22 protein-coding genes are annotated in these 21,784 nt (G+C 43.8%); 16 read left to right on the top strand and 6 right to left on the bottom strand.

Annotated features, from left to right (window positions below):
- Positions 1-231: 231 nt before the first annotated feature.
- The gene (locus tag ACH59B_RS15440; protein ID WP_117288940.1) at positions 232-645 is read right to left on the bottom strand and encodes a hypothetical protein; all 414 of its coding nucleotides are present in this window, start codon (positions 643-645) and stop codon (positions 232-234) included.
- A 302-nt stretch (positions 646-947) separates the two neighbouring features.
- Between ACH59B_RS15440 and ACH59B_RS15435 the strand changes: the two genes are divergently transcribed.
- The gene (locus tag ACH59B_RS15435; protein ID WP_031461708.1) at positions 948-1,874 is read left to right on the top strand and encodes a DMT family transporter; all 927 of its coding nucleotides are present in this window, start codon (positions 948-950) and stop codon (positions 1,872-1,874) included.
- A gap of 420 nt (positions 1,875-2,294) precedes the next feature.
- On the top strand, positions 2,295-2,999 hold the full coding sequence (locus tag ACH59B_RS15430) for a YitT family protein (protein ID WP_044785253.1): 705 nt from the start codon (positions 2,295-2,297) through the stop codon (positions 2,997-2,999).
- A 115-nt stretch (positions 3,000-3,114) separates the two neighbouring features.
- Here the strand turns inward: ACH59B_RS15430 and ACH59B_RS15425 are convergent, their stop codons facing one another.
- The gene (locus ACH59B_RS15425; RefSeq protein WP_404301997.1) at positions 3,115-3,303 is read right to left on the bottom strand and encodes a hypothetical protein; all 189 of its coding nucleotides are present in this window, start codon (positions 3,301-3,303) and stop codon (positions 3,115-3,117) included.
- Between the two features lie 152 nt (positions 3,304-3,455).
- Here ACH59B_RS15425 and ACH59B_RS15420 point away from each other — a divergent pair, with 152 nt between their 5' ends.
- Positions 3,456-4,259, top strand: coding sequence for a lipid II flippase Amj family protein (locus ACH59B_RS15420; RefSeq protein ID WP_025365178.1), 804 nt, complete (start codon positions 3,456-3,458; stop codon positions 4,257-4,259).
- 93 nt (positions 4,260-4,352) lie between these two features.
- Here ACH59B_RS15420 and msrA read toward each other — a convergent pair whose 3' ends face one another.
- The gene (gene msrA / locus ACH59B_RS15415; RefSeq protein ID WP_016822326.1) at positions 4,353-5,324 is read right to left on the bottom strand and encodes a peptide-methionine (S)-S-oxide reductase MsrA; all 972 of its coding nucleotides are present in this window, start codon (positions 5,322-5,324) and stop codon (positions 4,353-4,355) included.
- A 181-nt stretch (positions 5,325-5,505) separates the two neighbouring features.
- The gene (locus ACH59B_RS15410; protein WP_017427475.1) at positions 5,506-6,123 is read right to left on the bottom strand and encodes a TVP38/TMEM64 family protein; all 618 of its coding nucleotides are present in this window, start codon (positions 6,121-6,123) and stop codon (positions 5,506-5,508) included.
- 355 nt (positions 6,124-6,478) lie between these two features.
- On the opposite strand from ACH59B_RS15410, the gene ACH59B_RS15405 reads away from it, so the two are divergent.
- From ACH59B_RS15405 to ACH59B_RS15385, 5 genes are all read left to right on the top strand, one after another.
- Positions 6,479-7,168 (top strand): TerC family protein, encoded by a 690-nt coding sequence (locus tag ACH59B_RS15405; RefSeq protein ID WP_017427476.1) that lies wholly within the window; start codon positions 6,479-6,481, stop codon positions 7,166-7,168.
- A 162-nt stretch (positions 7,169-7,330) separates the two neighbouring features.
- On the top strand, positions 7,331-8,275 hold the full coding sequence (locus ACH59B_RS15400; RefSeq protein ID WP_404301994.1) for a Gfo/Idh/MocA family protein: 945 nt from the start codon (positions 7,331-7,333) through the stop codon (positions 8,273-8,275).
- A 55-nt stretch (positions 8,276-8,330) separates the two neighbouring features.
- Positions 8,331-8,651, top strand: coding sequence for a hypothetical protein (locus tag ACH59B_RS15395; protein ID WP_044785250.1), 321 nt, complete (start codon positions 8,331-8,333; stop codon positions 8,649-8,651).
- 97 nt (positions 8,652-8,748) lie between these two features.
- On the top strand, positions 8,749-9,027 hold the full coding sequence (locus tag ACH59B_RS15390; protein ID WP_016822321.1) for a hypothetical protein: 279 nt from the start codon (positions 8,749-8,751) through the stop codon (positions 9,025-9,027).
- 323 nt (positions 9,028-9,350) lie between these two features.
- The gene (locus ACH59B_RS15385) at positions 9,351-10,835 is read left to right on the top strand and encodes an alpha-N-arabinofuranosidase (RefSeq protein ID WP_102999143.1); all 1,485 of its coding nucleotides are present in this window, start codon (positions 9,351-9,353) and stop codon (positions 10,833-10,835) included.
- 81 nt (positions 10,836-10,916) lie between these two features.
- On the opposite strand, the gene ACH59B_RS15380 is transcribed toward ACH59B_RS15385, so the two are convergent.
- Positions 10,917-11,735: an AraC family transcriptional regulator gene (locus ACH59B_RS15380; RefSeq protein WP_016822319.1), complete on the bottom strand. Its 819-nt coding sequence runs from the start codon at positions 11,733-11,735 to the stop codon at positions 10,917-10,919.
- 139 nt (positions 11,736-11,874) lie between these two features.
- On the opposite strand from ACH59B_RS15380, the gene ACH59B_RS15375 reads away from it, so the two are divergent.
- The 7 genes from ACH59B_RS15375 to ACH59B_RS15345 all read left to right on the top strand — a co-directional run bounded on the left by ACH59B_RS15375 (position 11,875) and on the right by ACH59B_RS15345 (position 17,922).
- Complete coding sequence (locus tag ACH59B_RS15375; RefSeq protein ID WP_019687922.1) at positions 11,875-12,174, top strand: hypothetical protein; 300 nt, start codon at positions 11,875-11,877, stop codon at positions 12,172-12,174.
- A gap of 47 nt (positions 12,175-12,221) precedes the next feature.
- Positions 12,222-12,989, top strand: a complete 768-nt coding sequence (locus ACH59B_RS15370) for a sugar phosphate isomerase/epimerase (protein ID WP_019687921.1) — start codon at positions 12,222-12,224, stop codon at positions 12,987-12,989.
- Positions 12,982-14,064 (top strand): Gfo/Idh/MocA family protein, encoded by a 1,083-nt coding sequence (locus ACH59B_RS15365; RefSeq protein WP_016822317.1) that lies wholly within the window; start codon positions 12,982-12,984, stop codon positions 14,062-14,064. Before ACH59B_RS15370 ends, ACH59B_RS15365 begins: the two co-directional genes overlap by 8 nt.
- A gap of 77 nt (positions 14,065-14,141) precedes the next feature.
- Complete coding sequence (locus ACH59B_RS15360) at positions 14,142-15,110, top strand: sugar phosphate isomerase/epimerase (RefSeq protein ID WP_016822316.1); 969 nt, start codon at positions 14,142-14,144, stop codon at positions 15,108-15,110.
- A gap of 19 nt (positions 15,111-15,129) precedes the next feature.
- Positions 15,130-15,861, top strand: coding sequence for a ThuA domain-containing protein (locus tag ACH59B_RS15355; protein ID WP_117289665.1), 732 nt, complete (start codon positions 15,130-15,132; stop codon positions 15,859-15,861).
- A 243-nt stretch (positions 15,862-16,104) separates the two neighbouring features.
- Positions 16,105-16,449, top strand: coding sequence for a helix-turn-helix domain-containing protein (locus ACH59B_RS15350; RefSeq protein WP_013371810.1), 345 nt, complete (start codon positions 16,105-16,107; stop codon positions 16,447-16,449).
- A 705-nt stretch (positions 16,450-17,154) separates the two neighbouring features.
- Positions 17,155-17,922 (top strand): dioxygenase, encoded by a 768-nt coding sequence (locus ACH59B_RS15345; protein ID WP_117289663.1) that lies wholly within the window; start codon positions 17,155-17,157, stop codon positions 17,920-17,922.
- 142 nt (positions 17,923-18,064) lie between these two features.
- On the opposite strand, the gene ACH59B_RS15340 is transcribed toward ACH59B_RS15345, so the two are convergent.
- Positions 18,065-18,781 (bottom strand): Crp/Fnr family transcriptional regulator, encoded by a 717-nt coding sequence (locus tag ACH59B_RS15340; protein WP_014599995.1) that lies wholly within the window; start codon positions 18,779-18,781, stop codon positions 18,065-18,067.
- A 259-nt stretch (positions 18,782-19,040) separates the two neighbouring features.
- Between ACH59B_RS15340 and adhE the strand changes: the two genes are divergently transcribed.
- Positions 19,041-21,653 carry a bifunctional acetaldehyde-CoA/alcohol dehydrogenase gene (gene adhE, locus ACH59B_RS15335; protein ID WP_126666153.1) on the top strand — a complete coding sequence of 871 codons (2,613 nt, stop codon included), beginning with the start codon at positions 19,041-19,043 and terminating at the stop codon, positions 21,651-21,653.
- The last annotated feature ends 131 nt before the right edge of the window (positions 21,654-21,784 follow it).

Genomic DNA, 21,784 nt, shown 5'->3' with positions numbered 1-21,784 from the left:
AGGCCCTTAGGAGTAAGATCATAAATCGATGCATTTGCCAATCTGGCATCCTTTAAGCTGTCCTGATCCCAGCAGCCTGTTGTAATTATGAGTAGAGCCAGCATTTTATGCGGCTCTGCTCTTTTTTCATATTTTAGATTTCTCCTTTTTGAAAATACGAGCCAAATTATTTGCATGTAACCAATGGGCTTTAAAATTTTCTCTTTGTTCAGGCAAGTAGGCAAGGCGAGATTATAAGGGGGCATAGTCTTGGGTCAGATCAATTCCCAGGTAGTATCCGAGTTTACGCCGAACCTCACTGCGGGCAAAGGATGAAAGCATGAAAAATCGTCTTTGGTAACCTCGGCATACATACAAAACCTCTACGCCTTCATGATTTCGGATTTCGCTGTATATTTTCACTCCCTGTCTTTTCATTCGTGCTTTTGTTTCTGCTAATTGAACAGTTATGCGCTGTTGTACTCCAGTCAGGCTACGAATATACAAATCGGGCATTTTTAGAGGAGAGATATTCATAATGCGAATGTCTCGTTCCAGCACATCCAGTACAAGTGTTAGAAGTACACACATCTTGATCAGTCCTGCGTCTTCTTCAGAAGGCAAAGGAGCTTTATGCTTGTTAGCAAGTACCTTTTTGTTTGTCATAAATATCTCCTTTACGCGGAGTGAAAGTACAATATACAATAAGCATATAGAACGTATGTTCTGAATATACTTCATCATAGGAATTTTTCTGTTGCCAAAGCAATCATCAATTATTGGAAAAGTGCGGGGAGCGCTACTTCCATGTGCCATTGTGTAAAGATTCTTGCGTATAGGGCCGATGACAGTCAAACAGAGTTTATGTTAAGCTAATGGATAAAAAACTTACATAGAAGGGGATAGCGTTCTGATAGCGACGGTTTTTACTATTTAACATAAGAGAGTCAAGAAAGAAGGTTTACATATTGTCACGTTCGTTATATGCAGCTTTATTATTGTTGAGCCTTATTTGGGGCGGTTCTTTTATGTTTATTAAGGTGTTATTGCTACATCAAGTAGGACCGTGGACCATTGTATTTCTGCGATCCAGTTTTGGTCTTATTTTTATCATCTTATTAATGCTTCTTATACGCAAGCCGTTTAAAATCAAAAGCATTCCGTGGAAATCGGTTATTCTGGTAGCATGTGTCAACATGGTTTTACCATGGACATTGATTGGTTTTAGTGAGACCAGAATAGCTAGCAGCATGGCTTCTGTATTGAATGCCACCACACCAATATGGACTATGTTGGTGGGTCTTGTCTTCTTCGGAGCTATATTTCATCGCCTGCAGTGGTTAGGAATGGGGCTCGCTTTTATAGGAATTATTATTTTATTGGGTATTAATCCTGCCTCTATTATTTCTGTTGATCCGGTAGGTTTTGGATGTATGCTGCTTGCGACTCTCTGCTACGGATTTGGAACACAGCTCTCCAAACGTTTTCTCTCCAATCTTTCCATGTATCAGGCTACCTTTGCGACACTGTTTGGTGCGGCAGCAGGGGGTGGTATTATGATGGTAATTGTAGAGAGACCAGATTTGTCGATCGTTTCTGTTCCAGGAGTATTAGGTTCCCTAATAGGACTAGGAGTTTTGGGTTCAGGGGTAGCATATATCTTGTTCAACTATATGATTTTGCGGGGGAGTGCGGAATTCGCTTCTTCGGTAACGTATTTTGTACCAGTGAGTGCCATCGTATGGGGCTTTTTACTTCTGAATGAGCATATCGGCTGGAACGTGCTGACCGGTCTGGTTCTTATACTCGGGGGCGTATTTATGGCCAATCAGCGCAGAACAGCCAAACTAAGGGTAATAACTCCAAGTGAAAATAAAACACACTCAGGTCATTGAGTGTGTACTCGCCAAACCTTTGGTATAATGCGTCAACTCGCACATACAATAAAGCATGCTCACACATAAAATAAAATATGGTGCAGCAAAAAAGCAAGCTGTTTAGCAGGTGACAAGGTGTGGTATAATAAATTATAGAATTATATGCACCACAGAAATGTCGGAGTTTTATTCCACAAAAGAAAGGATCAGGATACCATGTGTCCCCGAAGGATACTTCCCCAAAGGACGATTTGGAAACGATTTGATCTGTCTTATACTTAGCTTTTCCGCGGAGTAACGTCAAGTTGCGAAAGCCAACTCTGCGGAAGAGGGGATTGTACATGCGAAGGACCAAGTCCTCCAGGCACATCTTACCAGGTTGCTTCCGTAAGAGTGGGTTCATCCACATCAAACTTACGAGAAACCGAGGGAGCCTGTATGAGGAAAACTTACGAATCTATCGTGAACAATGGAGCACTGAGACAGATTGCTGTCATGTTGCTCGGAACATGCATTTTAGCTTTTACGTACTATCACATTAATGCCCAGAATCATTTGTCAGAGGGCGGATTTGCAGGCTTAGCTCTGCTGGGGCATTATGCGTTTGGCATATCTCCAGCATGGAGTATGCTGATGCTTGATGTTCCTGTCATATTGCTGGCATGGGTACTGAAGGGCAAAAGATTTATGATGCTAGCATTAATCGGAGCCGTCGCCTTTTCACTGTTTTATGCAGGATTTGAGAAATACTCGACTCTGGTTATAGACCTGCATGGAAATCTGCTGATAGCAGCTCTACTTTGTGGGGTGCTCACAGGTTTAGGAGCCGGAATCGTACTGCGATTCGGTGGAGCAACCGGGGGCGATGATATTTTGTCTCTGCTGGTGAGCGAGTGGCGCGGATGGAAAATCGGCAACGTGTTTATTGTCAGTGACATCATCGTGCTAGGATTATCGCTGTTGTATCTGCCTGTAAAGGAAACAATGTTTACAATACTGGCTGTGTGGCTTGCCGGAAAAATAATTACATGGACGACCACGTTCCAATTGCACCGACCTGTGAAAAAGGTACTGCCAGCGGCTATTCCCGCTAAAAAGGTAGTTACCAAAACAGTGCCGGTCGTCCACAGCCTTCGTCAATAAGGAAAGGGTGTTACGTCAGGAGAGAAATCTTCTTACGTAACACCCTTTCGCTGTATGGGAAGAGGCAAGTGTTGATCATACTAGTGCTGCTTGAATGCTGCTTTTTATATTTTTTCTACTTCTTATCTTGTTCGGCTGGATGATTATCGTTCCATTCCTCAGCTTGAGCAGTGGCAATCGCAATAGCACGCCCTTCTTCATAGCCCTCGCGGAGTAGAGCGTTAGCGATATCAACGGCTTTTTCTCGCACCCGGGGTTCCAGATTTTTCATGGATGGCGGGTAATCATGTTTGTTCCAAGGCATTGTTGCACACTCCTTTTTAGCAGGTGTTGTATTATGTATTACCCGTTGTTGGCTTAGACAAACAAAAATTAAAGTAATGAATGTATTGTAAAATATATCTTGAGAAAAGGCGTATAATGGTGTGCAGAATACCAGAAAAAGGAGTGGAACATTTGCTTGCCTGGGGTTTCGTTTTTTTACTAACCATCATCATTCATACTACCGATAGCTTGTCTTATGCTCTTCGGCTTGGTGGTTTGCGAGCACGTCGGATTGGATTGGCCTTAACCGTGGCCGGAATGCTGCTGTTGGTTTCACGCACCTCCAATATGGCGCAGGGGCCTTTACTTGGAGGGATGGTCGATCAGGCTAAAGAGTCAGCCCAATTGGGCGGAACGGATACGAGACTGGAACTGTATATGCACGGGGTACTGCTGGCCGCCACCGTTGGAACTATGTTTGCTATATTACTGTATCCAACAGTGGTGCGCATGTCAGCCAGATGGATTGTGCATTTGGAGCATACTGGATCTATTCCAGCTTTAATACGTCATTTAATGAGTCGAAATCGCTGGAAGCATGCAGGCTACTACATAAAGCGCCCTAGCTGGTCCATGCTTACCTCCCTGATCAGTGGAGTGATCCCCAAGCGTCTAATTATTTTAAATGTTACCGTTACCGCAATTTATACAACTGGAGTGGTATCTGCCTTGTATGCGTCATTCTTATGGCCCGCTCAAGGTACGGCAATGTCAATGTCGTCAGGCTTAATCAATGGCGTCGCAACGGTATTGTTGACCTTGTTAATTGATCCAAGATTGGCGGTGTTGTCAGAAAAAACGCTACGAGGGGAGCTACCCCTAATTCGGATGAATAGTGTGTACGGTTGGATGATCATCTCGCGTTTGGCAGGAACTTTATTAGCTCAGCTATTGCTGGTACCGCTAGCCATTTGGCTTGGGTGGGTGATGAGCTAGATCAGTAAAGATGTGCTGTCATATTCAAAAAAGGCTGACCCGTGACCTCTAATAAAGATGATTCCGGGTCAGCCTTAATGATTTTACGGCTGCTTACTTTTCAAATAATGACTTATATGCTCCATATCCTTCACGCTCCAAGTCTTCCTGAGGCACAAAGCGGAGCGCGGCAGAATTGATACAATAACGCAAACCCTCTGGACCTGGACCATCATCGAATACGTGCCCTAAATGGGAGTCTGCTTCGCGACTTCGCACCTCGGTACGAATCATGAAATGGCTGAGATCGGTCTTTTCTTTGACATTGTAACTGCGCAACGGACGGGTAAAGCTAGGCCAGCCGCAACCCGCATCATATTTGTCCAGTGAACTAAACAAAGGCTCTCCTGATACGATATCCACGTAAATGCCTTCAGCTTCATGATCCCAAAACTCATTTTGAAATGGGCGCTCGGTCGCGTTTTTTTGTGTTACTTCGTATTGAATAGGCGTCAGCCGATCTTTGAGCCCGGACTTATCAATCTTGGCAGCCCAATTTTGCTCAATAAAATCTTCACGTCCCGACCCTTTGCGGTAGCGTTTGTAGTGAGCGGGGTTTTTCTTATGATAGTCCTGATGATATTCTTCTGCTTCATAAAAAGTTGCGGCAGGCAGAATAGATGTTGCAATGGGCTTGTCAAAACGGCCACTTTGAGCGAGAGCTTCTTTGGAAGCCTCTGCCTTGATGCGTTGTTCATCATTATGATAGAAAATAGCCGTTTGGTAGGATGAACCTCTATCGTGAAATTGTCCACCTTCATCCGTTGGATCAATCTGTTGCCAAAATAACTCCAACAGTTTTTCATACGGGAACACTTGGGGGTCGAATGTAATCTGCACGGCTTCCACATGTCCCGTTGTTTCAGAGCATACCTCTTCATAGGTAGGATTTTCGGTATGTCCCCCTGTATATCCAGATCTAACCTTCAAAATACCGGGCATTTCCTCAAAAGGGGAGACCATGCACCAGAAGCAGCCGCCCGCAAAAGTTGCCTTTTCTACCGTGTTTGGATTGTTGGTGCTCATATTTTATCACTCCAATCTGAGAATGTTTAATTAGTTGTTATTTAAATAGCTTACAATTAAATTATATACGGGATTTTTGCAAAATCCAACGAAACATCAGAAAGTACTCAGTTGCGTAGCTGTAGTGTGTCCCAAAAACTGCAATGAAACATTCTACAGAAGTGGCACAAACTCATTGGTGTTATGTTTTGTTGACGCGCCTAACTCTTTTTCTGTAAAGTACAAACCCTCCACCTACCAGTGCAGTATATAGCAGCAAAATAAGCAAACCCGTGATTGGATGTTCCGCAAAGGTACCGCCTGCATAAGCATACACTGCAATTGCGGGAAGTTTGCCGATCGCTGTACCTAGCATAAAGCTCCAAAATGGAAACCCTGCTACTCCGGCATATACATTTACAGCTGCCTGAGGAATGACTGGAATCAGGCGAGCCAGTAGCACAGCAGTAAAAGGATCTTTCTCCATGACCTGATTGAAGCGCTCCAGTGCGGGAACACGCTCCAAATATGCACGTCCTTTGTCACGGAACAGGGTACGTACAGCACTGTAAACGACCAACGCAGCGAGAGTAGTGCCAAGCCAGCAAATCAAAGCACCTTGCCAGGCTCCTGCTGCATAAGCAATGGAAGCGATAATCAGCTTGTAAGGGATAAACGGAATTAACGCAAATAAAAATGCGAGCAGTAGCAGAACCGGAAAGGAGGTTTGTTTGTCCGCCCATGCTAGCCAATCATATCTGTAGATAAACGCAATGCAGAGCAGCGAAACATAAGCCGCGGGGAGTAACCATTTTTTCATTTATATACCTCTTTCAATATCCCTGTTCGGCTTTTTGCTTATACAGAAAAAAATAGGGTTCACATTCCCAAAAATGTATGCTATACTGCCACTAACAGAATAGTTCCCAAAGGGGAGTAGCTCAGCGAGTAAAGTCGTCATTACGGGATTCTTAATCCCCGGCTTTATTGGCAACGTAATGTTGTAAGCGAGACCTTTGCCAGGATTTTAGGAATCCGGGTAAATGGTCTTTTTTTGATGCCAAAATGGGGTCAAGCGCCGTTTCCGGATTCCGCGAAATGGCGCTTTTTTTTTTAGTATAAAGCGCTGAACTATGTACAGTATAACAAATAAACAAAGAAGGTGGGAGAAACGTATGGATTTTTTGTCAATTGAGTTTTTAACCGCATTATTGTCCATTATTATCATTGATCTGGTGCTAGCTGGTGACAATGCGATCGTAATTGGCTTGGCAGCGCGGAATGTTGATAAGGCCAATCAAAAGAAGGTCATTATCTGGGGAACGGTCGGAGCAGTCGTCATTCGTGTGATTGCTACAGTGCTGGTCACATACTTACTGCAAATATATGGATTGCGGTTGGTTGGGGGGCTGGCCCTTATCTATATCGCCTATAAGTTGTTGGTCGAAGAGAAAAAACATGAAATTTCAGCTACAAATCAGATGTGGGCAGCGATTCGCACCATTATTATTGCGGATACCATGATGGGACTCGATAATGTGCTTGCTGTTGCGGGAGCCGCTCATGGAAATATGCTACTGGTTATTCTAGGTCTGGCAATCTCCGTTCCGATCATGGTGTGGGGAAGCACGATTATTCTGAAACTGACAGAACGTTACCCAGTAGTGATCACGATTGGAGCCGCAGTATTAGCGTATACCGCTGCTAAAATGGTGGTGGCCGAGCCATTAATTGCACACTGGTTCGCAAATGGAGTCGTTAAATACGGTTTTGAAGTCTTGATTGTAGTTCTGGTTGTAGCCATCGGGATGCGTGTTAAAAAAGTTAAAAGTGAGAAAACAAAAAAAGAAGCGTTGCACGCATAAGCTAACTTATATTGAAGTAATCTGGCTGAAGCTGGATACTCAAGTCTTAGAGGCTGTTCCTCAGATCCATCTGGGTCAGGAGCAGTCTCTTTTCTTTGCTTGTCAGCGGACTTCCATGTAAACTAGACAACAGATGAAATGAGTGATTAGAGGTGGAACGATATGGACAAGCCAATCAAGACAAGAATAGCTATTGCAGGATTAGGTGGAATCGCTCGTAAAGTGTATCTGCCGTTACTGGCTGCACACCAAGGCGTAGACATTGTAGGAGTGATGAACCGTTCACAGGAGCCGGTCAGTTCTACTATGGAGCAGTATAGACTACCAAGAGGAACGACGGACGTGAAGGAAATGCTGGCATGGGAGCCGGAAGCTGTATTTATACATGCGGCCACCGAAGCTCATTTTGACCTAGTTATGGCGTGTATTGAAAAAGGGATAGCGGTGTACGTGGATAAACCATTGTCCTATGATGTTCGTCAGAATCTGGAAATGACTGCTTTCGCGGAGGCACAGGCTGTACTGCTGGCGGTAGGTTTTAATCGACGTTTTGCTCCGCACTATGTGGCTGCAAAAGCTTGGCTAGAGGAAGTGGGCGGTTTCAGTCAATGTGCGGCGATTAAACACCGAACTGGATATGATCGTAGACCGGCGGCACAGACGGTTTATGATGATTTAATTCATATGCTTGATTTGCTACTGTGGCTGGGTGGCGATAATTATGAGCTACTGCATAGTAGTCTGGATACAACGAGTGAAGGATATATGGACGCTACGTTCGGGACTTTGCGCTTGGGAAATGCCACTGGTACATACAGTATGAGCAGACAGGCAGGGGCTGACATAGAGAAGCTGGAGCTTCACGGGGCAGGACGGTCTGTTGAAGTAACGAATATGGAACAGGCTGTTTTCATGCGAAAAAATAATTTATCACAAACTCAAACTTTTGGAAGTTGGGATACAATATTAGAAAGACGGGGATTTACCGGGGTGGTGAATCATTTTCTGGAGCATATTCATCGTCCGGAGGAGTGTGCGATACAAGCTGGAAAAGTGTTGGAAAGCCATATGCTGGCGGAAGAACTGATTAATCGTTTGAGTGATTAATATCGAACTATGACGGTCCAGACATCAAGAATTAGGTTGAAGGAGAAATGTATCAATGGAAGAAGACAACCGCGGTAAACAGCTAGAAGAAGCCATCATTGAAAATTATAAGCAAGAAGAGGATATGATGATCCTTGTGTTTGCTCAATGGTGCATTAATAACGGCTTGGAGCCAGAGGAACTATATCGTAAAGCCTATCCACAGCAGGATAGCAACGAGCGTCTGCTACGAATACGCAAACTGACTGTATCGCGAGAAGAAGCAGGTGATATTCCGCTGGATACGGTATTAGGCGTCCTGTCCATGTTCGGAAATGAGGACTTGGCGATGGTCGTATCTGAGGCGTCTGCCCAGCTCCCGTCGGAACGGAAATAAGTCCAGCTAAAATAAAGTATCTGGCAAAGTCAGTCGTGGCATGTGGAAATAAACTATTTTTACTGAGGATATTGTTGATCAGGAGGGTAAGCTGACGATGGAAGATATACCTGTGCCAAGCACTTGTAAAGGCTGTGAAAGAGATATCGCTTTATCGGAAGAGCAAATTACCAGAATTCTAAACAATATGAGACCCAAAATGGAATGTGTAAACGATGAAGTGTACGAAGCCAGACTGTTAGCCTGCGCACAATGCAATGAGTTAATGTCCGGGCACACATGTGGCATTAGTGGAAGTATTGTTCGTATACGTGCCCTGGCAGCAGCTCAAAATTGTCCCAGCTACCATGGTTCACGTTGGCAGGGAACAGCTTGAAAAATACAATTCCAGCCCCAGTTTAACCTAATATTTACAGGATAAAGTAGCCATACCTTGGTCTGCCTAAATGGCAGACCTTTTTAGTTTGTTTGGACTTTGTTGTTAGCAATTGACAAATTGTAGACAATAAAATATATTAAACACGTAAAATGTTTTTATTTAATTATTAATATTTATATTAATCAACAGGTTTTTAGGCATGACAACGTGTAACATTAGAGTCCAAAAAGTAACGGTAGTGAGAGTGTAATTTATACCGTTATGAAAGCGTAATCATTATGTGGTATTCCAACAATCTTAATGTTTTGGGAGGGTTTGTTGTGAAGGGTTCTGTTATTGTAAATACCGATTGGGAACAGGGCATAATTAATAAAAATATTTATGGGCAATTTGCTGAGCATCTTGGACGATGCATTTATGAAGGCTTATGGGTGGGACAGGACTCTCCAATCCCTAACACTGACGGAATTCGAAATGATGTGGTGGAAGCGCTGAAACAGCTGAACATTCCTGTGCTGCGCTGGCCTGGGGGCTGTTTTGCGGATGAATATCATTGGAAAGATGGGATTGGACCGAAAGAAAACCGCAAAAGAATGGTAAATACGCACTGGGGCGGTGTGGTTGAAAATAACCATTTTGGTACACATGAGTTTTTCCAGCTGTGTGAGCTATTGAATGCAGAGCCGTATATTTGTGGGAATGTAGGCAGTGGTACAGTGCAGGAAATGTCGGAGTGGGTAGAGTACATGACCTTTGACGGGGAGTCCCCTATGGCTGCATGGCGTCAGGAAAACGGTCGTGAAAAACCTTGGAAGCTCAAATATTTTGGAGTAGGTAACGAAAACTGGGGCTGTGGCGGTAACATGCGCCCTGAATATTATGCCGACTTGTATCGCCGCTATCAGACATATGTCCGTAACTATGGAGAGAATCGCATTTATCGAATAGCTGGTGGGGCGAATGTGGATGATTACCGTTGGACCGAAGTGCTGATGCGCGAAGCCGGGCATCTGATGGACGGTTTGAGTCTACACAACTACACAATTCCGGGGAGTTGGGAAGGGAAACGACACGCAGTTGGTTTTGATGAAGCAGAATGGTTTGAGACGATGAAAAAATCATTGCATATGGATGAACTGATTACTCGTCACTCTGCCATTATGGACCAATATGATCCTGACAAACGGGTCGGGCTGATCGTCGATGAATGGGGAACTTGGTTCCTGACCGAACCAGGTACCAATCCTGGCTTCCTGTATCAGCAAAATACGATGCGGGATGCGCTGGTAGCCGGACTACACCTGCACATATTCCATAATCATCATGATCGTGTGCAGATGACGAATATTGCTCAAATGGTCAACGTTTTGCAAGCGATGGTTCTAACTGAAGGCCCTGCTATGCTGTTGACCCCGACATACCATGTATTTGAAATGTTCAAAGTGCATCAGGATGCACAAGCACTGGCTATTCGTGCGAAGGTAGACAATTATGAGTATGATGGAGACTCCATCCCACAAGTAAGTGTGTCCGCCTCTAAGGCACAAGATGGCTTTATTCATATAAGCTTATGCAATGTCCATCCGGACGAATCGGCAAATTTGAGCCTTGAGCTAAGAGGGCTCGAAGAGGTTAAGAAGATCAATGGTGTTGTCTTAGCCAGTGACGATATGCAGGCACATAATACATTTGATCAGCCAGAGCGTGTGAAAAAGGAAACTTTTACATCTTATCAGCTGCAAGGTCAGCATTTGGATGTTACACTGCCACCGATGTCAGTTGTGATGCTGACGATTGCTCCGTAAAAACAGATTGTGTATGTAAGTAGTACCCGTTATATCATCCGTTAGGAAAAAGAGAGCGTTCCCCTGAACGCTCTCTTTTTCCTACAATTGCTCGCGGTGTATCATTCTGAACTCCTTGGGCGACATACCAAAGCGGGAACGAAATACACGGTGAAAGTATGTGTAGTTTGCAAATCCTGACGATTCGGCGGCTTGTTCCAGTGACATGGGACTGAAAATGATACGCTCCCTTGCCATGTTGAGCCTGACGTCCAGTGTGTACTGCATAATGCTCGTATCGAACGTTTCCTTAAACAGGTGTACCGCTCGGGATACGCTGATCCCGACGTGTGAAGACACGTCATCCAGCTTAAAATTAGATGATGCATTTTCTTCAATATAATTTTTTATCTGATAAGCAAGATAGTTATGATGAGTAGCAGTGGGCTGCTCAGATAGTATACGGTCAAACTCCAAACATAAAATGCGTATGTAATAGCTTGATATTTCCGGGTAAGGATTAGAAATACGTCGCTGCTCCAACACGAGCTGACGAAATAGACCAAGCAGGGCTTCTGTGAGTTGAACCTTAATTCGGTTGGGACGTTTGTGATGATTCCACCACTCATCTACCCACGGACCACCGAAAAAAATGTGATAATCCCCACTTTCAACAACCTGTTCTCCCATGGGATTCAACTCACTGTGAATATCCAGTTCATAAGGCTCGGTTGGATTGAACAGCAGCAGATCACCTGCCTCAATCCGTGTCATTTTCCCGTCAATGCGTGCTTGACAGCGTCCATCTGTTTGCAGACGGAATAAATAATTTTTGATTCCATCAGGCTGGTTCGAATAAAAGGGCTTACGGTGGAAGGAATAGCCTGCGGTAAGAACCTGGCAAGGCTCAATGATAGACATGATGATGACTCCTTTGGGCATATGGCTGTTTCAAATATTGACCAGATTGTTCATGTTTTAATCATATTATTCATTTTAAACGAAAGCAAAATAGAATACCATGTGAACTGTAAAGCTTACATGTTAGATGAGAAAGTACATGTTAGAGGCCAAGGAGTGTGAAGACGTAAAACGAATCAAGGCCGGGATTATCAGCTGTGGTAACACTAGCTCGGTATATCTTAAAATTCTCCAAACCAACCCGCCCTTTGAAGTAGTGACCTTTGGTGATCTATTGAATGGAAGGGCCAAGGAGAGGGTCGATAAATTGAGTGTTGAAAACGTATACAAAGTGGAAGGATCGATGCTTCGGCTTGAGATGGAGCTTGCATTTATCTGCCGGTACCTGGCTGCCAGGCACTGCAGATGTGCGATACCAGAGGCGGGCAAGCAGGTGTAATGGAACAGATATAACGGAAATTCATCCTGACAAAGAGGTGAAGGAGAATGACTAAAGTAGGATTGCAATTATACACAGTTAGGGAAGAGATTGAACAGGATTTTGAAGGTACATTGCGCAAGGTAGCTGAGCTGGGCTACAAAGGGGTTGAGTTTCATAACTTTTTCGGACGTAGTGCCAAGGATGTCAGAGCGCTTTTGGATGAGCTGAATCTGGAGGTTGTCGGAACCCATATACAATACAGCCGCTTGCTGCATCATTTGGATGAGGAAATTGCATATCACAAAGAATTGGGCAATAAATACCTCATTGTTCCTTATTTAACCGAAGAAGAGCGGGAGTGGGATGACCTTTTTGTTAATCTGAATCATATTGGTGAAAAAGTAAAGGAGCATGGGTTGATACTCGCCTATCACAATCATGATTTTGAACTAACAGAGAAAATCAATGATCGCCCGGTATTCGATGCTCTATATGATGCGGTTCCCGATGATTTGTTACAGGTCGAAATGGATACTTGTTGGGTATACTATGGAGGCTATGATCCAGTGGAATACATCGGACGATATCGTGGACGCCTACCTATCATTCACTTAAAGGATATGGCACGTGACGAGCAGCAGAAAGCAATTACTGTAGAGTTAGGCAAAGGAGAAGTGCAGCTTCAGGCTATTACAGACGCCGCTATTGAAGCAGGTGTGGATTGGGTTGTCGTGGAACAGGATTTCAGCTCAAATCCTCCAATCGAAAGCATTGAAACCAGTATGAAGTGGCTCCAACAATACGCAGCTCAAGGAGGAAATATTCATGTCTAAAACACTCAAGATCGGGATTATCGGTTGTGGGGGCATTGCCAACGGCAAACACTTGCCGAGTCTTGCCAAGCAAAAGAGAGCAGAAATCATTGCTTTCTGTGACATTATACCAGAACGTGCTGAAGAGGCTGCTGAAAAGTATGGTGCAGAAGGATCGCAAGTTTATAGCGATTACCGTCAGTTGCTAGAAAATAAAGACATTGAAGTTGTACATGTATGTACCCCTAACGACTCGCACTCAGAAATTACAGTAGCGGCGCTGGAGGCAGGTAAGCATGTGCTATGTGAAAAGCCGATGGCTAAAACTGCTGAGCAGGCACGGGAAATGCTTGATGCGGCCAACCGTACAGGCAAAAAGCTGTCCATTGCTTATCAAAATCGTTATCGTGATGACAGTCTGTATCTGAAGCAATTGGTCGAGCAAGGAGAGCTTGGTGAGATTTATCTGGGTAAAGCCATTGCTCTACGCCGCCGTGCGGTTCCAACCTGGGGAGTGTTCTTGGATGAAGAGAAACAGGGGGGTGGCCCGCTTATTGATATCGGCACACACGCACTCGACCTGACACTTTGGCTGATGGATAATTACAAGCCTAAAAGCGTACTAGGTTCAACCTTCCATAAGCTGGGAGACCGAAAAAATGCAGCAAACGCTTTTGGACCGTGGAATCCTGATGAATTTAAAGTAGAGGACTCAGCTTTTGGATTCATCACCATGCAAAATGGAGCTACAATTGTATTGGAATCCAGCTGGGCATTAAATGTTGTAGAGTTTGGTGAAGCCAAGACGTTGTTATGCGGTACCGAAGGCGGAGCAGATATGCAGGATGGATTGCGCATTAACGGAGAAAAAAATAGCCGTTTGTTTGATACAAAAATAGATCTGAATGCAGGAGGAGTTGCCTTTTACTCCGGTGAAACGGAAAATGAAGCAGACCGTGAAGCCCGTCTGTGGATCGAATCTATTCTGGACGACAAAGAACTTCTTGTGAAGCCGGAGCAGGCACTGGTTGTTACTGAAATTTTGGAAGCCATCTATGAATCGGCCCGCACGGGAAAAGCAGTTTACTTTGACTAAGCCTGTAATTATCCCGAATAGACAATCACTATAATGAAAGCAGCTTTTTTCACATATGATACAGGGAGGGATTTCTTTTGAAACTTGGAGTATTTATGGTGCTGTTTGGTGGACGTTCGCTAGAGGAGGCGCTGGATTATGTGGCTTCTCAGGGATTGGATGCTGTAGAAATTGGAACAGGTGGCAACCCGGGAGATAAGCATTGCAAGCCTGATGAGCTGCTGGAGAACGATACGGCGCTCAAAAATTTTAAAAAGGCAGTAGAATCTCGCGGACTAACGATTAGCGCGCTTAGCTGTCATGGCAATCCGCTTCACCCGCAAAAGCATTTGGCACAGGCTGATCATGATGCATTTTTGAAAACCGTCCGCTTGGCGGAAAAGCTGGAAGTTCCTGTTGTGAACACTTTCTCAGGCTGTCCGGGGGATCACGAGGACGCGAAGTATCCAAACTGGCCCGTGGCTCCGTGGCCTAATGATTTTCAAGAAGTATTGAAGTGGCAATGGGAAAATAAAATTATTCCTTACTGGACCGAGACAGGTAAATTTGCAGCAGATCACCATGTTAAAATAGGGCTGGAGTTACACGGGGGCTTCTCCGTGCATACACCAGCAACCTTACTTCGTTTGCGTGAAGCGGCAGGAGAGGTCATTGGTGCTAATTTGGACCCGAGCCATATGTGGTGGCAGGGAATTGATCCCGTACAGGCGGTTCAAATTTTGGGCCGAGAGGGAGCCATCCACCATTTCCATGCCAAGGATACGACGATTGATCCGATCAATGTTAATAAATACGGACTTACTGATATGCAGGAGTATACGAATATGTTAGATCGAGCATGGCAGTTCCGTACTGTGGGCTATGGTCATGATGTGAAAACCTGGGCAGATATTATCAGTGCTCTGCGTTTGGTGGGATACGATTATGTAGTAAGTATTGAGCATGAAGACGGTCTGATGTCTGTAGAAGAAGGCTTTACTAAGGCTGTCCATAATCTTCGCCAGGTCCTGATTGAAGAACCGCTGAGCGAGATGTGGTGGGTCTAACCTAATAGGGGGAACTGTGATGATTAACGTCACCATTTGGAATGAATTTCTGAACGAGAAGTTAAATGAAGAAGCCAAACGGATTTATCCTAACGGCATACACCAAGCATTGGCTGACGGCTTGGCAGATGAAGGTTTTGCCACTCGAACAGCTACTCTGCGTGATAATGCCGAGCATGGTTTGGGAGAAGAAATCCTCAATTCCACAGATGTGCTGCTGTGGTGGGGACATAAAGCCCACGACCAGGTGAGCGATGAAGTTACAGCGCGTGTCGTCAAGCGTGTGCAGGAAGGGATGGGCCTCATCGTACTGCACTCAGGCCATTTTTCTAAGCCATTTAAAGCTCTGATGGGCACCAGTTGTGATTTAAAATGGAGAGTTGCAGGCGAGCAGGAGATTATCTGGTCAGTAAATCCGTCACATCCCATTGCAGAAGGGATAGACGCCAAAATTCTCTTAGAGCAGGAAGAGATGTATGGAGAGTTCTTTGATATTCCTGCGCCGGATGAACTGGTCTTTATCAGTAACTTTGAAGGCGGCGAAGTATTTAGAACTGGATGCACCTTCCATCGAGGCAGTGGTAAAATATTTTATTTCAGACCAGGGCATGAAACCTATCCAACTTATTACCAACCTGATATTTTGAAGGTCATTGCTAACAGCATCCGTTGGGCTTCTCCGACAAGTAATAAAAAACCAATATATGGTAGGAGTGAACCAGTAAGGCCTCTTGGTGGAGTGTTGGTATAGTTACAATTATCACATTATGATAAATTCTATAAAGAACAGATTTACAGGCGGAACCTCTGGGATTCCGCCTTTTTGTATTTAACGAATTAGACATATACCTGCCGCATTGGTTTGTTGTATAATCAGTTTTGGTCATGGCAACTTTATCATCACAGGTAATTAAATTTAAGAAAGTGTTTTCTTTCGGGATAAAGTATGCTAAAATGATATATACTAACAAAAGGAAAGCTTTATCAAACCGAAATGCAAAAGAAGGTGAAAAATTTGGAGAGTCAACCGCAATTTACAAAAATGTGTCCGCGTTTTGAAACCGCCTTTTCATGTCTGGGTAAGCGCTGGAATGGATTGATTATTCAATCCATGATGAGCGGTCCCAAGCGGTTTAAGGATATTTCCAATCTGATTCCCACAATGAGTGACAAAATGTTATCAGAGCGGATGAAGGATCTGGAAAATGAAGGGATTCTTACACGCCATGTATATCCGGAAACTCCTGTCCGCATTGAATATGAGCTGACCACCAAAGGTCGTGCACTTCAGCCGGTTATGGAGCAGATTCAATTTTGGGCTGAGGAATGGATTAGATGATCACCAAACTCATTAAGTGTTTTTCATAGCAAAACAGCCTTTTCCTAGGAAAAAGGCTGTTTTTTTATTTTGTGATAGGCAGTACGGCTTAATAGCTTTTAGCACGGCCTGCTACTGAGAATACTCCGGCTGTTGTACGGCGGGGGACACGGGATTGAATATCCAGTGCGGCTGTACGAAATGTGCCTAAGCACGAGTGGCAAAGTCTTCCTGCATAAATGGGAGAACGGCAGGACTCGCAAGGATAATCAAGCTGACTGTATGTGGAGGGAAATTTGCCTGCTCTTACCCAATCTGTGAGCAAATCCATAGGTGTGCCAGTCACATCACTGAGTTGGCGGGTATGAGTAGAAGGATGCCTCCATAGATAGTTAGAACAGCGGTCAAAGAATATATTTTCTTCTTGAATACAAGTGTTACACAGGTTTCTAAGATTTTGACGGAAAATGGAACCGCATTTTGGGCAATTCGAAGTATGTATCTCCATAGAAACCAGTCCTTTGTATCGAAATATAGTAGTATTTTAAAATTTATTAGTTACATATTACTATGACTTTATACCTATATCAATCTTTATTTAAAGAAATTGCTGATCTTTGAGTATATGCTGGCATCGAGATTGACATTACTCTATTACTTATGTATTATAACTTACATAAAGTTACTATATGAATAAAATAAACTGTATACGATAAGGAGATTTTAATGATGCCATCTTTATTTTTAGCCCACGGATCACCTATGCTTGCTATTGAACAGACGGACTATACTGCATTTTTAGATCAGTTGGGGAAAAGCATTCATCCTAAGGCGATTGTTATCTTTACAGCTCACTGGGAGACACAAATGTTAACGATTAGTTCAATGGATGACATATACGATACAATTTATGATTTTGGAGGTTTCCCACCGGAACTGTACGAAGTGAAATATCCAGCACATGGTTCTGTTGAACTAGCTAATAAGTTGAAAAAGTTATATGAACAAAACGGCATCGAGGTACAAACTGATCATGTGAGAGGACTGGATCATGGTTCCTGGACATTGTTGCATCGTATGTATCCTGAGGCAGACATTCCGGTAGTTCAGATTTCCGTAAATCCGTACCTCTCGCCCAAAGCACAATTTGCCATTGGTGAAGTGCTGCGTGAGTTGGGAGAACAAGATATTCTGGTCATTGGCAGTGGCGTGACTGTCCATAATCTGCGTATTGTCAAATGGGGAGAAACGAAAACGGAACGTTGGGCAATTGATTTTGATGACTGGATTATCGAAAAAGTGCAAAGCGGAGATATAGAAGCTTTAGATCACTATGAAAGCGAAGCGCCGTATGCTCGTCAGGCTGTACCTAGAGCAGAACACTTTGTACCGTTGTTTATTGCAATGGGTAGTGGCGACCCTGCAAACAAAGCTAAGGTCATCCATAGAAGCTATGAGATGGGAAATTTAAGTTATCTATGTTTGCAGTTTTAAAGTGGGTAGGCAGAAGAAGGTCGAGTTATGTGCTTTGTTACTGTCCCGTCCGTTCTCTAAAAAATGGGGAGTGGAATAAAATTAGGGAGTGTTATAAGCTAATAATGGCTTACAGCACTCCCTTTTACATTAAAAAAATTTATTATATCCGGCAAATCTCACGTGGGCACAATTCACAATGACATACACCTTGCAGCATTTCCAAATCCTTGACAACAATCATACCATTATCGTATTCGACTGCATTTTTCTTACGCAGATCACTGAGCATCCGATTTACACTTTCCCGGGTAGCACCGATCATATTTGATAAGTCAGTATGAGTAATCTTTTTATGAATCAGAATATAGTCGCCGTGAGGCTCACCATAGGTGTTGCATAGTCGGATGAGTGTGGAACATAGAGCGCCAGGCTTGCCGTACATCATCAAATCGCGGAACTTGGTCTGAGTAATGCGGTGATGCGATCCCATCCATTTCATAAAGTCAATCGCAAAATCACAATGCTGGCAAATAAGCAACTCCAAATCTGTATGATCGATTACGCCAATATCACTGTCCTCTAGAACCTCAGCAGAAAAGGAATGCTTAGTGCCGAAGAAAGGATCAGCTTGACCAACAAGATCGCCGCTTTGATACATATATAGAATAAGTTCCTTACCCTCATCCGTTGTTTTGGTCACTTTTACGCGTCCGCGCTTAATATAAAACAGCTTATCCGCTGTATCTCCTTCCCAGAACAGATGCGAACTTTCTGGCATAACTCGATCTTTCATCATCACTTGCAGCCGGTTGAAGCTGGCCTCCGAGAAGCAACAGGTGTTGCCGCGGGCTTCCATTACATTTGTAGGGTTTCTCATCGTCCATTTCCCCTTTGTATCCTATGTTATTTTATCTGCAACTTGATCAATTCAAATTCATTATATACCTGTGCAATGCGTTTTTGGGGCAAGATGAGGGGGTAAAAGTGGCAGAATTCCAAACTTTGTGATTTAATTCACTTCATAAAATAAAATTTTAAATAGATTGTGAAAAAAATCACAAAATATCTTAGAAAGCTGTGTTACGATCAGTGCGTGAACAAGAGATAGTACACGAGATAACAGGAGGATGAGGGAAATGGCTGTTAAAAACGAGGTTATCCAAAAAGAGCAAAGCGCAGAGCAGTATATTCAAACGCTGATTGACCGGGCGAACCGGGCACAGCAAGCTTTCATGAGTATGAATCAGGAGCAGATTGACGAAATCGTACAAGCTATGGCACTCGCAGGGATGGATAAGCACATGCACCTCGCGAAGTTGGCTGTTGAAGAAACAGGACGTGGTGTGTACGAGGATAAAATCACCAAAAACATGTTTGCAACAGAATATGTCTACCATAGCATCAAAAATGAGAAAACCGTCGGTGTCATTGAAGACAATGACTTTGATAGTTTTCAAAAGATAGCTGAACCAGTCGGCATTATCATGGGGATTACTCCAGTAACAAACCCAACTTCGACTACGATGTTCAAAGCGTTAATTGCCATTAAAACACGTAACCCAATCATTTTCGGTTTCCATCCATCTGCTCAATCGTGTAGTGCGGAAGCAGCCCGCGTCTTGCTTGAAGCAGCTGTTAAACATGGTGCTCCAGCGGATTGTATTCAATGGATTGAAGCACCTTCGATGGATAAAACAAATGTACTGATGAACCACTCTGATGTAGCGTTGATTTTGGCAACTGGTGGATCAGGCATGGTTAAGGCAGCTTATAGCTGTGGTAAACCTGCACTTGGCGTAGGTCCTGGTAACGTACCTTGCTTTATTGAGAAAACAGCCGATATCAAACAGGCCGTGAACGACCTTATCCTTTCTAAATCTTTTGATAACGGTATGATTTGTGCTTCGGAACAAGCTGTAATTATTGAAGAGCCTATCTTCGAGCAAGTGAAGAAATTAATGATTGCTAATGGTTGCTACTTTGTAAATAAAGAAGAGGCAGCTAAGCTCACTCAAGGAGCTATGAATGTAGAAAAATGTGCAGTGAACCCGGCCATTGTCGGCCAGTCTGCTGTAAAAATCGCTGAAATGAGCGGTATTACAGTACCGGCAGGAACCAAAATTTTGGTCGCTGAAATTGAAGGAGTAGGAACCAAATTCCCATTATCTGCGGAAAAATTGAGTCCGGTATTGGCTTGCTACAAAGTAAAAAATGCAGAGCAAGGTATACAACGTGCTGCTGAAGTCGTAGAGTTCGGCGGTATGGGTCACTCGTCAGCAATCCATTCGCAAGATGAGGATGTTATTGCTCGCTTCGCAGATCGTTTGCAAACAGGACGTATCATTGTAAATGCACCTTCCACACATGGCGCAATCGGTGATATTTACAACACCAACCTTCCTTCGTTGACACTTGGTTGCGGTTCGTACGGTCGTAACTCGACTTCGTCGAACGTATCTGCAGTTAACTTGATTAATGTGAAAAGGGTGGCGAAACGGACGGTGAATATGCAATGGTTCAAAGTACCTTCCAAAATCTATTTTGAAAAAAATTCGACACAGTATCTTGCTAAAATGCCTGATATCACACGTGTAGCCATTATCACTGACCCTATGATGGTGAAACTCGGATATGTGGACCGTGTCATCCATTATTTGCACCAGCGTCAAACACCGGTTGCTATTGAAGTGTTCTCCGAAGTAGAGCCAGATCCATCGACAGTTACGGTAAAGCGCGGTACTGAAATGATGAGACGTTTCCAACCGGATTGCATCATCGCACTCGGCGGCGGTTCGCCAATGGATGCTGCTAAAGGCATGTGGATGTTCTATGAATATCCGGATACTGATTTCAATAACTTGAAACAAAAATTCATGGATATCCGTAAACGGATTTACAAGTACCCACGTCTGGGTCAAAAAGCACAATTTGTGGCTATCCCTACAACTTCGGGTACAGGTTCGGAAGTTACATCGTTTGCAGTTATTACGGACAAAAACCTGGGCAACACGAAGTACCCGCTGGCTGACTATGAGTTGACTCCTGATGTGGCAATTATTGACCCTGTGTTTGTATATTCGCTGCCTAAAACTGCTGTAGCAGATACAGGTATGGACGTTCTGACGCATGCTATCGAGGCTTACGTGTCTGTAATGGCCAATGATTACACAGATGGTCTGGCAATTAAAGCCATTCAACTGGTATTCCAATACCTGGAGCAATCGGCTCTGACTGGTGATAAGCTGGCTCGCGAAAAAATGCATAATGCTTCTACACTTGCAGGTATGGCGTTTGCTAATGCATTCTTGGGTATTAACCATAGTCTTGCACATAAATGGGGCGGACAATACCATACAGCGCATGGCCGCACGAATGCTATCTTGCTGCCGCACGTTATTCGCTACAATGCGAAAAAACCGACAAAATTTGCATCGTTCCCTAAATATTCGCACTTTGTTGCGGATGAGCGTTATGCAGAAATCGCACGCATACTGGGACTGCCTGCACGTACCACTGAAGAAGGGGTTAACAGCTTAATTGACGCGATCCGTAAGTTGAACAAAACACTCGGTATCGAGGAATCGTTCCAACAACTTGGTTTCGATCCAAAAGACTTTGAATCACGTGTAGATTATTTGGCTGACCGCGCTTTTGAGGATCAATGTACAACTGCAAATCCAAAGCTGCCGCTGGTTACTGAATTGGCTGATGTATACCGTAATGCCTTCTACGGACGCTTTGATCAATAATATAATAGTATGAAGAGGCTTGTAACTAAGCATTTTCCTATACAATACCAATGCAGGCTCTCTATATAGAGGGCCTCTTGGTTTGGGAAGGGAGGTGAACGGCAAGGCTAGAGGTATACGCGTGAAGCTAG

The organism is Paenibacillus sp. DP01 (assembly GCF_044784315.1).
Classification (GTDB): Bacteria; Bacillota; Bacilli; order Paenibacillales; family Paenibacillaceae; genus Paenibacillus; species Paenibacillus polymyxa.
The sequence above is the reverse complement of the archived record's forward strand: the minus strand, read 5'-3'. Positions and strand labels throughout refer to the sequence as shown.

Coding starts and splice junctions, on each gene's coding strand:
- ACH59B_RS15440 (WP_117288940.1), bottom strand. CDS start 645: ATGACAAACAAAAAGGTACTTGCTAACAAGCATAAAGCTCCTTTGCCT.
- ACH59B_RS15430 (WP_044785253.1), top strand. CDS start 2,295: ATGAGGAAAACTTACGAATCTATCGTGAACAATGGAGCACTGAGACAG.
- ACH59B_RS15425 (WP_404301997.1), bottom strand. CDS start 3,303: ATGCCTTGGAACAAACATGATTACCCGCCATCCATGAAAAATCTGGAA.
- msrA (WP_016822326.1), bottom strand. CDS start 5,324: ATGAGCACCAACAATCCAAACACGGTAGAAAAGGCAACTTTTGCGGGC.
- ACH59B_RS15410 (WP_017427475.1), bottom strand. CDS start 6,123: ATGAAAAAATGGTTACTCCCCGCGGCTTATGTTTCGCTGCTCTGCATT.
- ACH59B_RS15405 (WP_017427476.1), top strand. CDS start 6,479: ATGGATTTTTTGTCAATTGAGTTTTTAACCGCATTATTGTCCATTATT.
- ACH59B_RS15400 (WP_404301994.1), top strand. CDS start 7,331: ATGGACAAGCCAATCAAGACAAGAATAGCTATTGCAGGATTAGGTGGA.
- ACH59B_RS15395 (WP_044785250.1), top strand. CDS start 8,331: ATGGAAGAAGACAACCGCGGTAAACAGCTAGAAGAAGCCATCATTGAA.
- ACH59B_RS15390 (WP_016822321.1), top strand. CDS start 8,749: ATGGAAGATATACCTGTGCCAAGCACTTGTAAAGGCTGTGAAAGAGAT.
- ACH59B_RS15380 (WP_016822319.1), bottom strand. CDS start 11,735: ATGTCTATCATTGAGCCTTGCCAGGTTCTTACCGCAGGCTATTCCTTC.
- ACH59B_RS15375 (WP_019687922.1), top strand. CDS start 11,875: ATGTTAGAGGCCAAGGAGTGTGAAGACGTAAAACGAATCAAGGCCGGG.
- ACH59B_RS15370 (WP_019687921.1), top strand. CDS start 12,222: ATGACTAAAGTAGGATTGCAATTATACACAGTTAGGGAAGAGATTGAA.
- ACH59B_RS15365 (WP_016822317.1), top strand. CDS start 12,982: ATGTCTAAAACACTCAAGATCGGGATTATCGGTTGTGGGGGCATTGCC.
- ACH59B_RS15355 (WP_117289665.1), top strand. CDS start 15,130: ATGATTAACGTCACCATTTGGAATGAATTTCTGAACGAGAAGTTAAAT.
- ACH59B_RS15350 (WP_013371810.1), top strand. CDS start 16,105: ATGCAAAAGAAGGTGAAAAATTTGGAGAGTCAACCGCAATTTACAAAA.
- ACH59B_RS15345 (WP_117289663.1), top strand. CDS start 17,155: ATGATGCCATCTTTATTTTTAGCCCACGGATCACCTATGCTTGCTATT.
- ACH59B_RS15340 (WP_014599995.1), bottom strand. CDS start 18,781: ATGAGAAACCCTACAAATGTAATGGAAGCCCGCGGCAACACCTGTTGC.
- adhE (WP_126666153.1), top strand. CDS start 19,041: ATGGCTGTTAAAAACGAGGTTATCCAAAAAGAGCAAAGCGCAGAGCAG.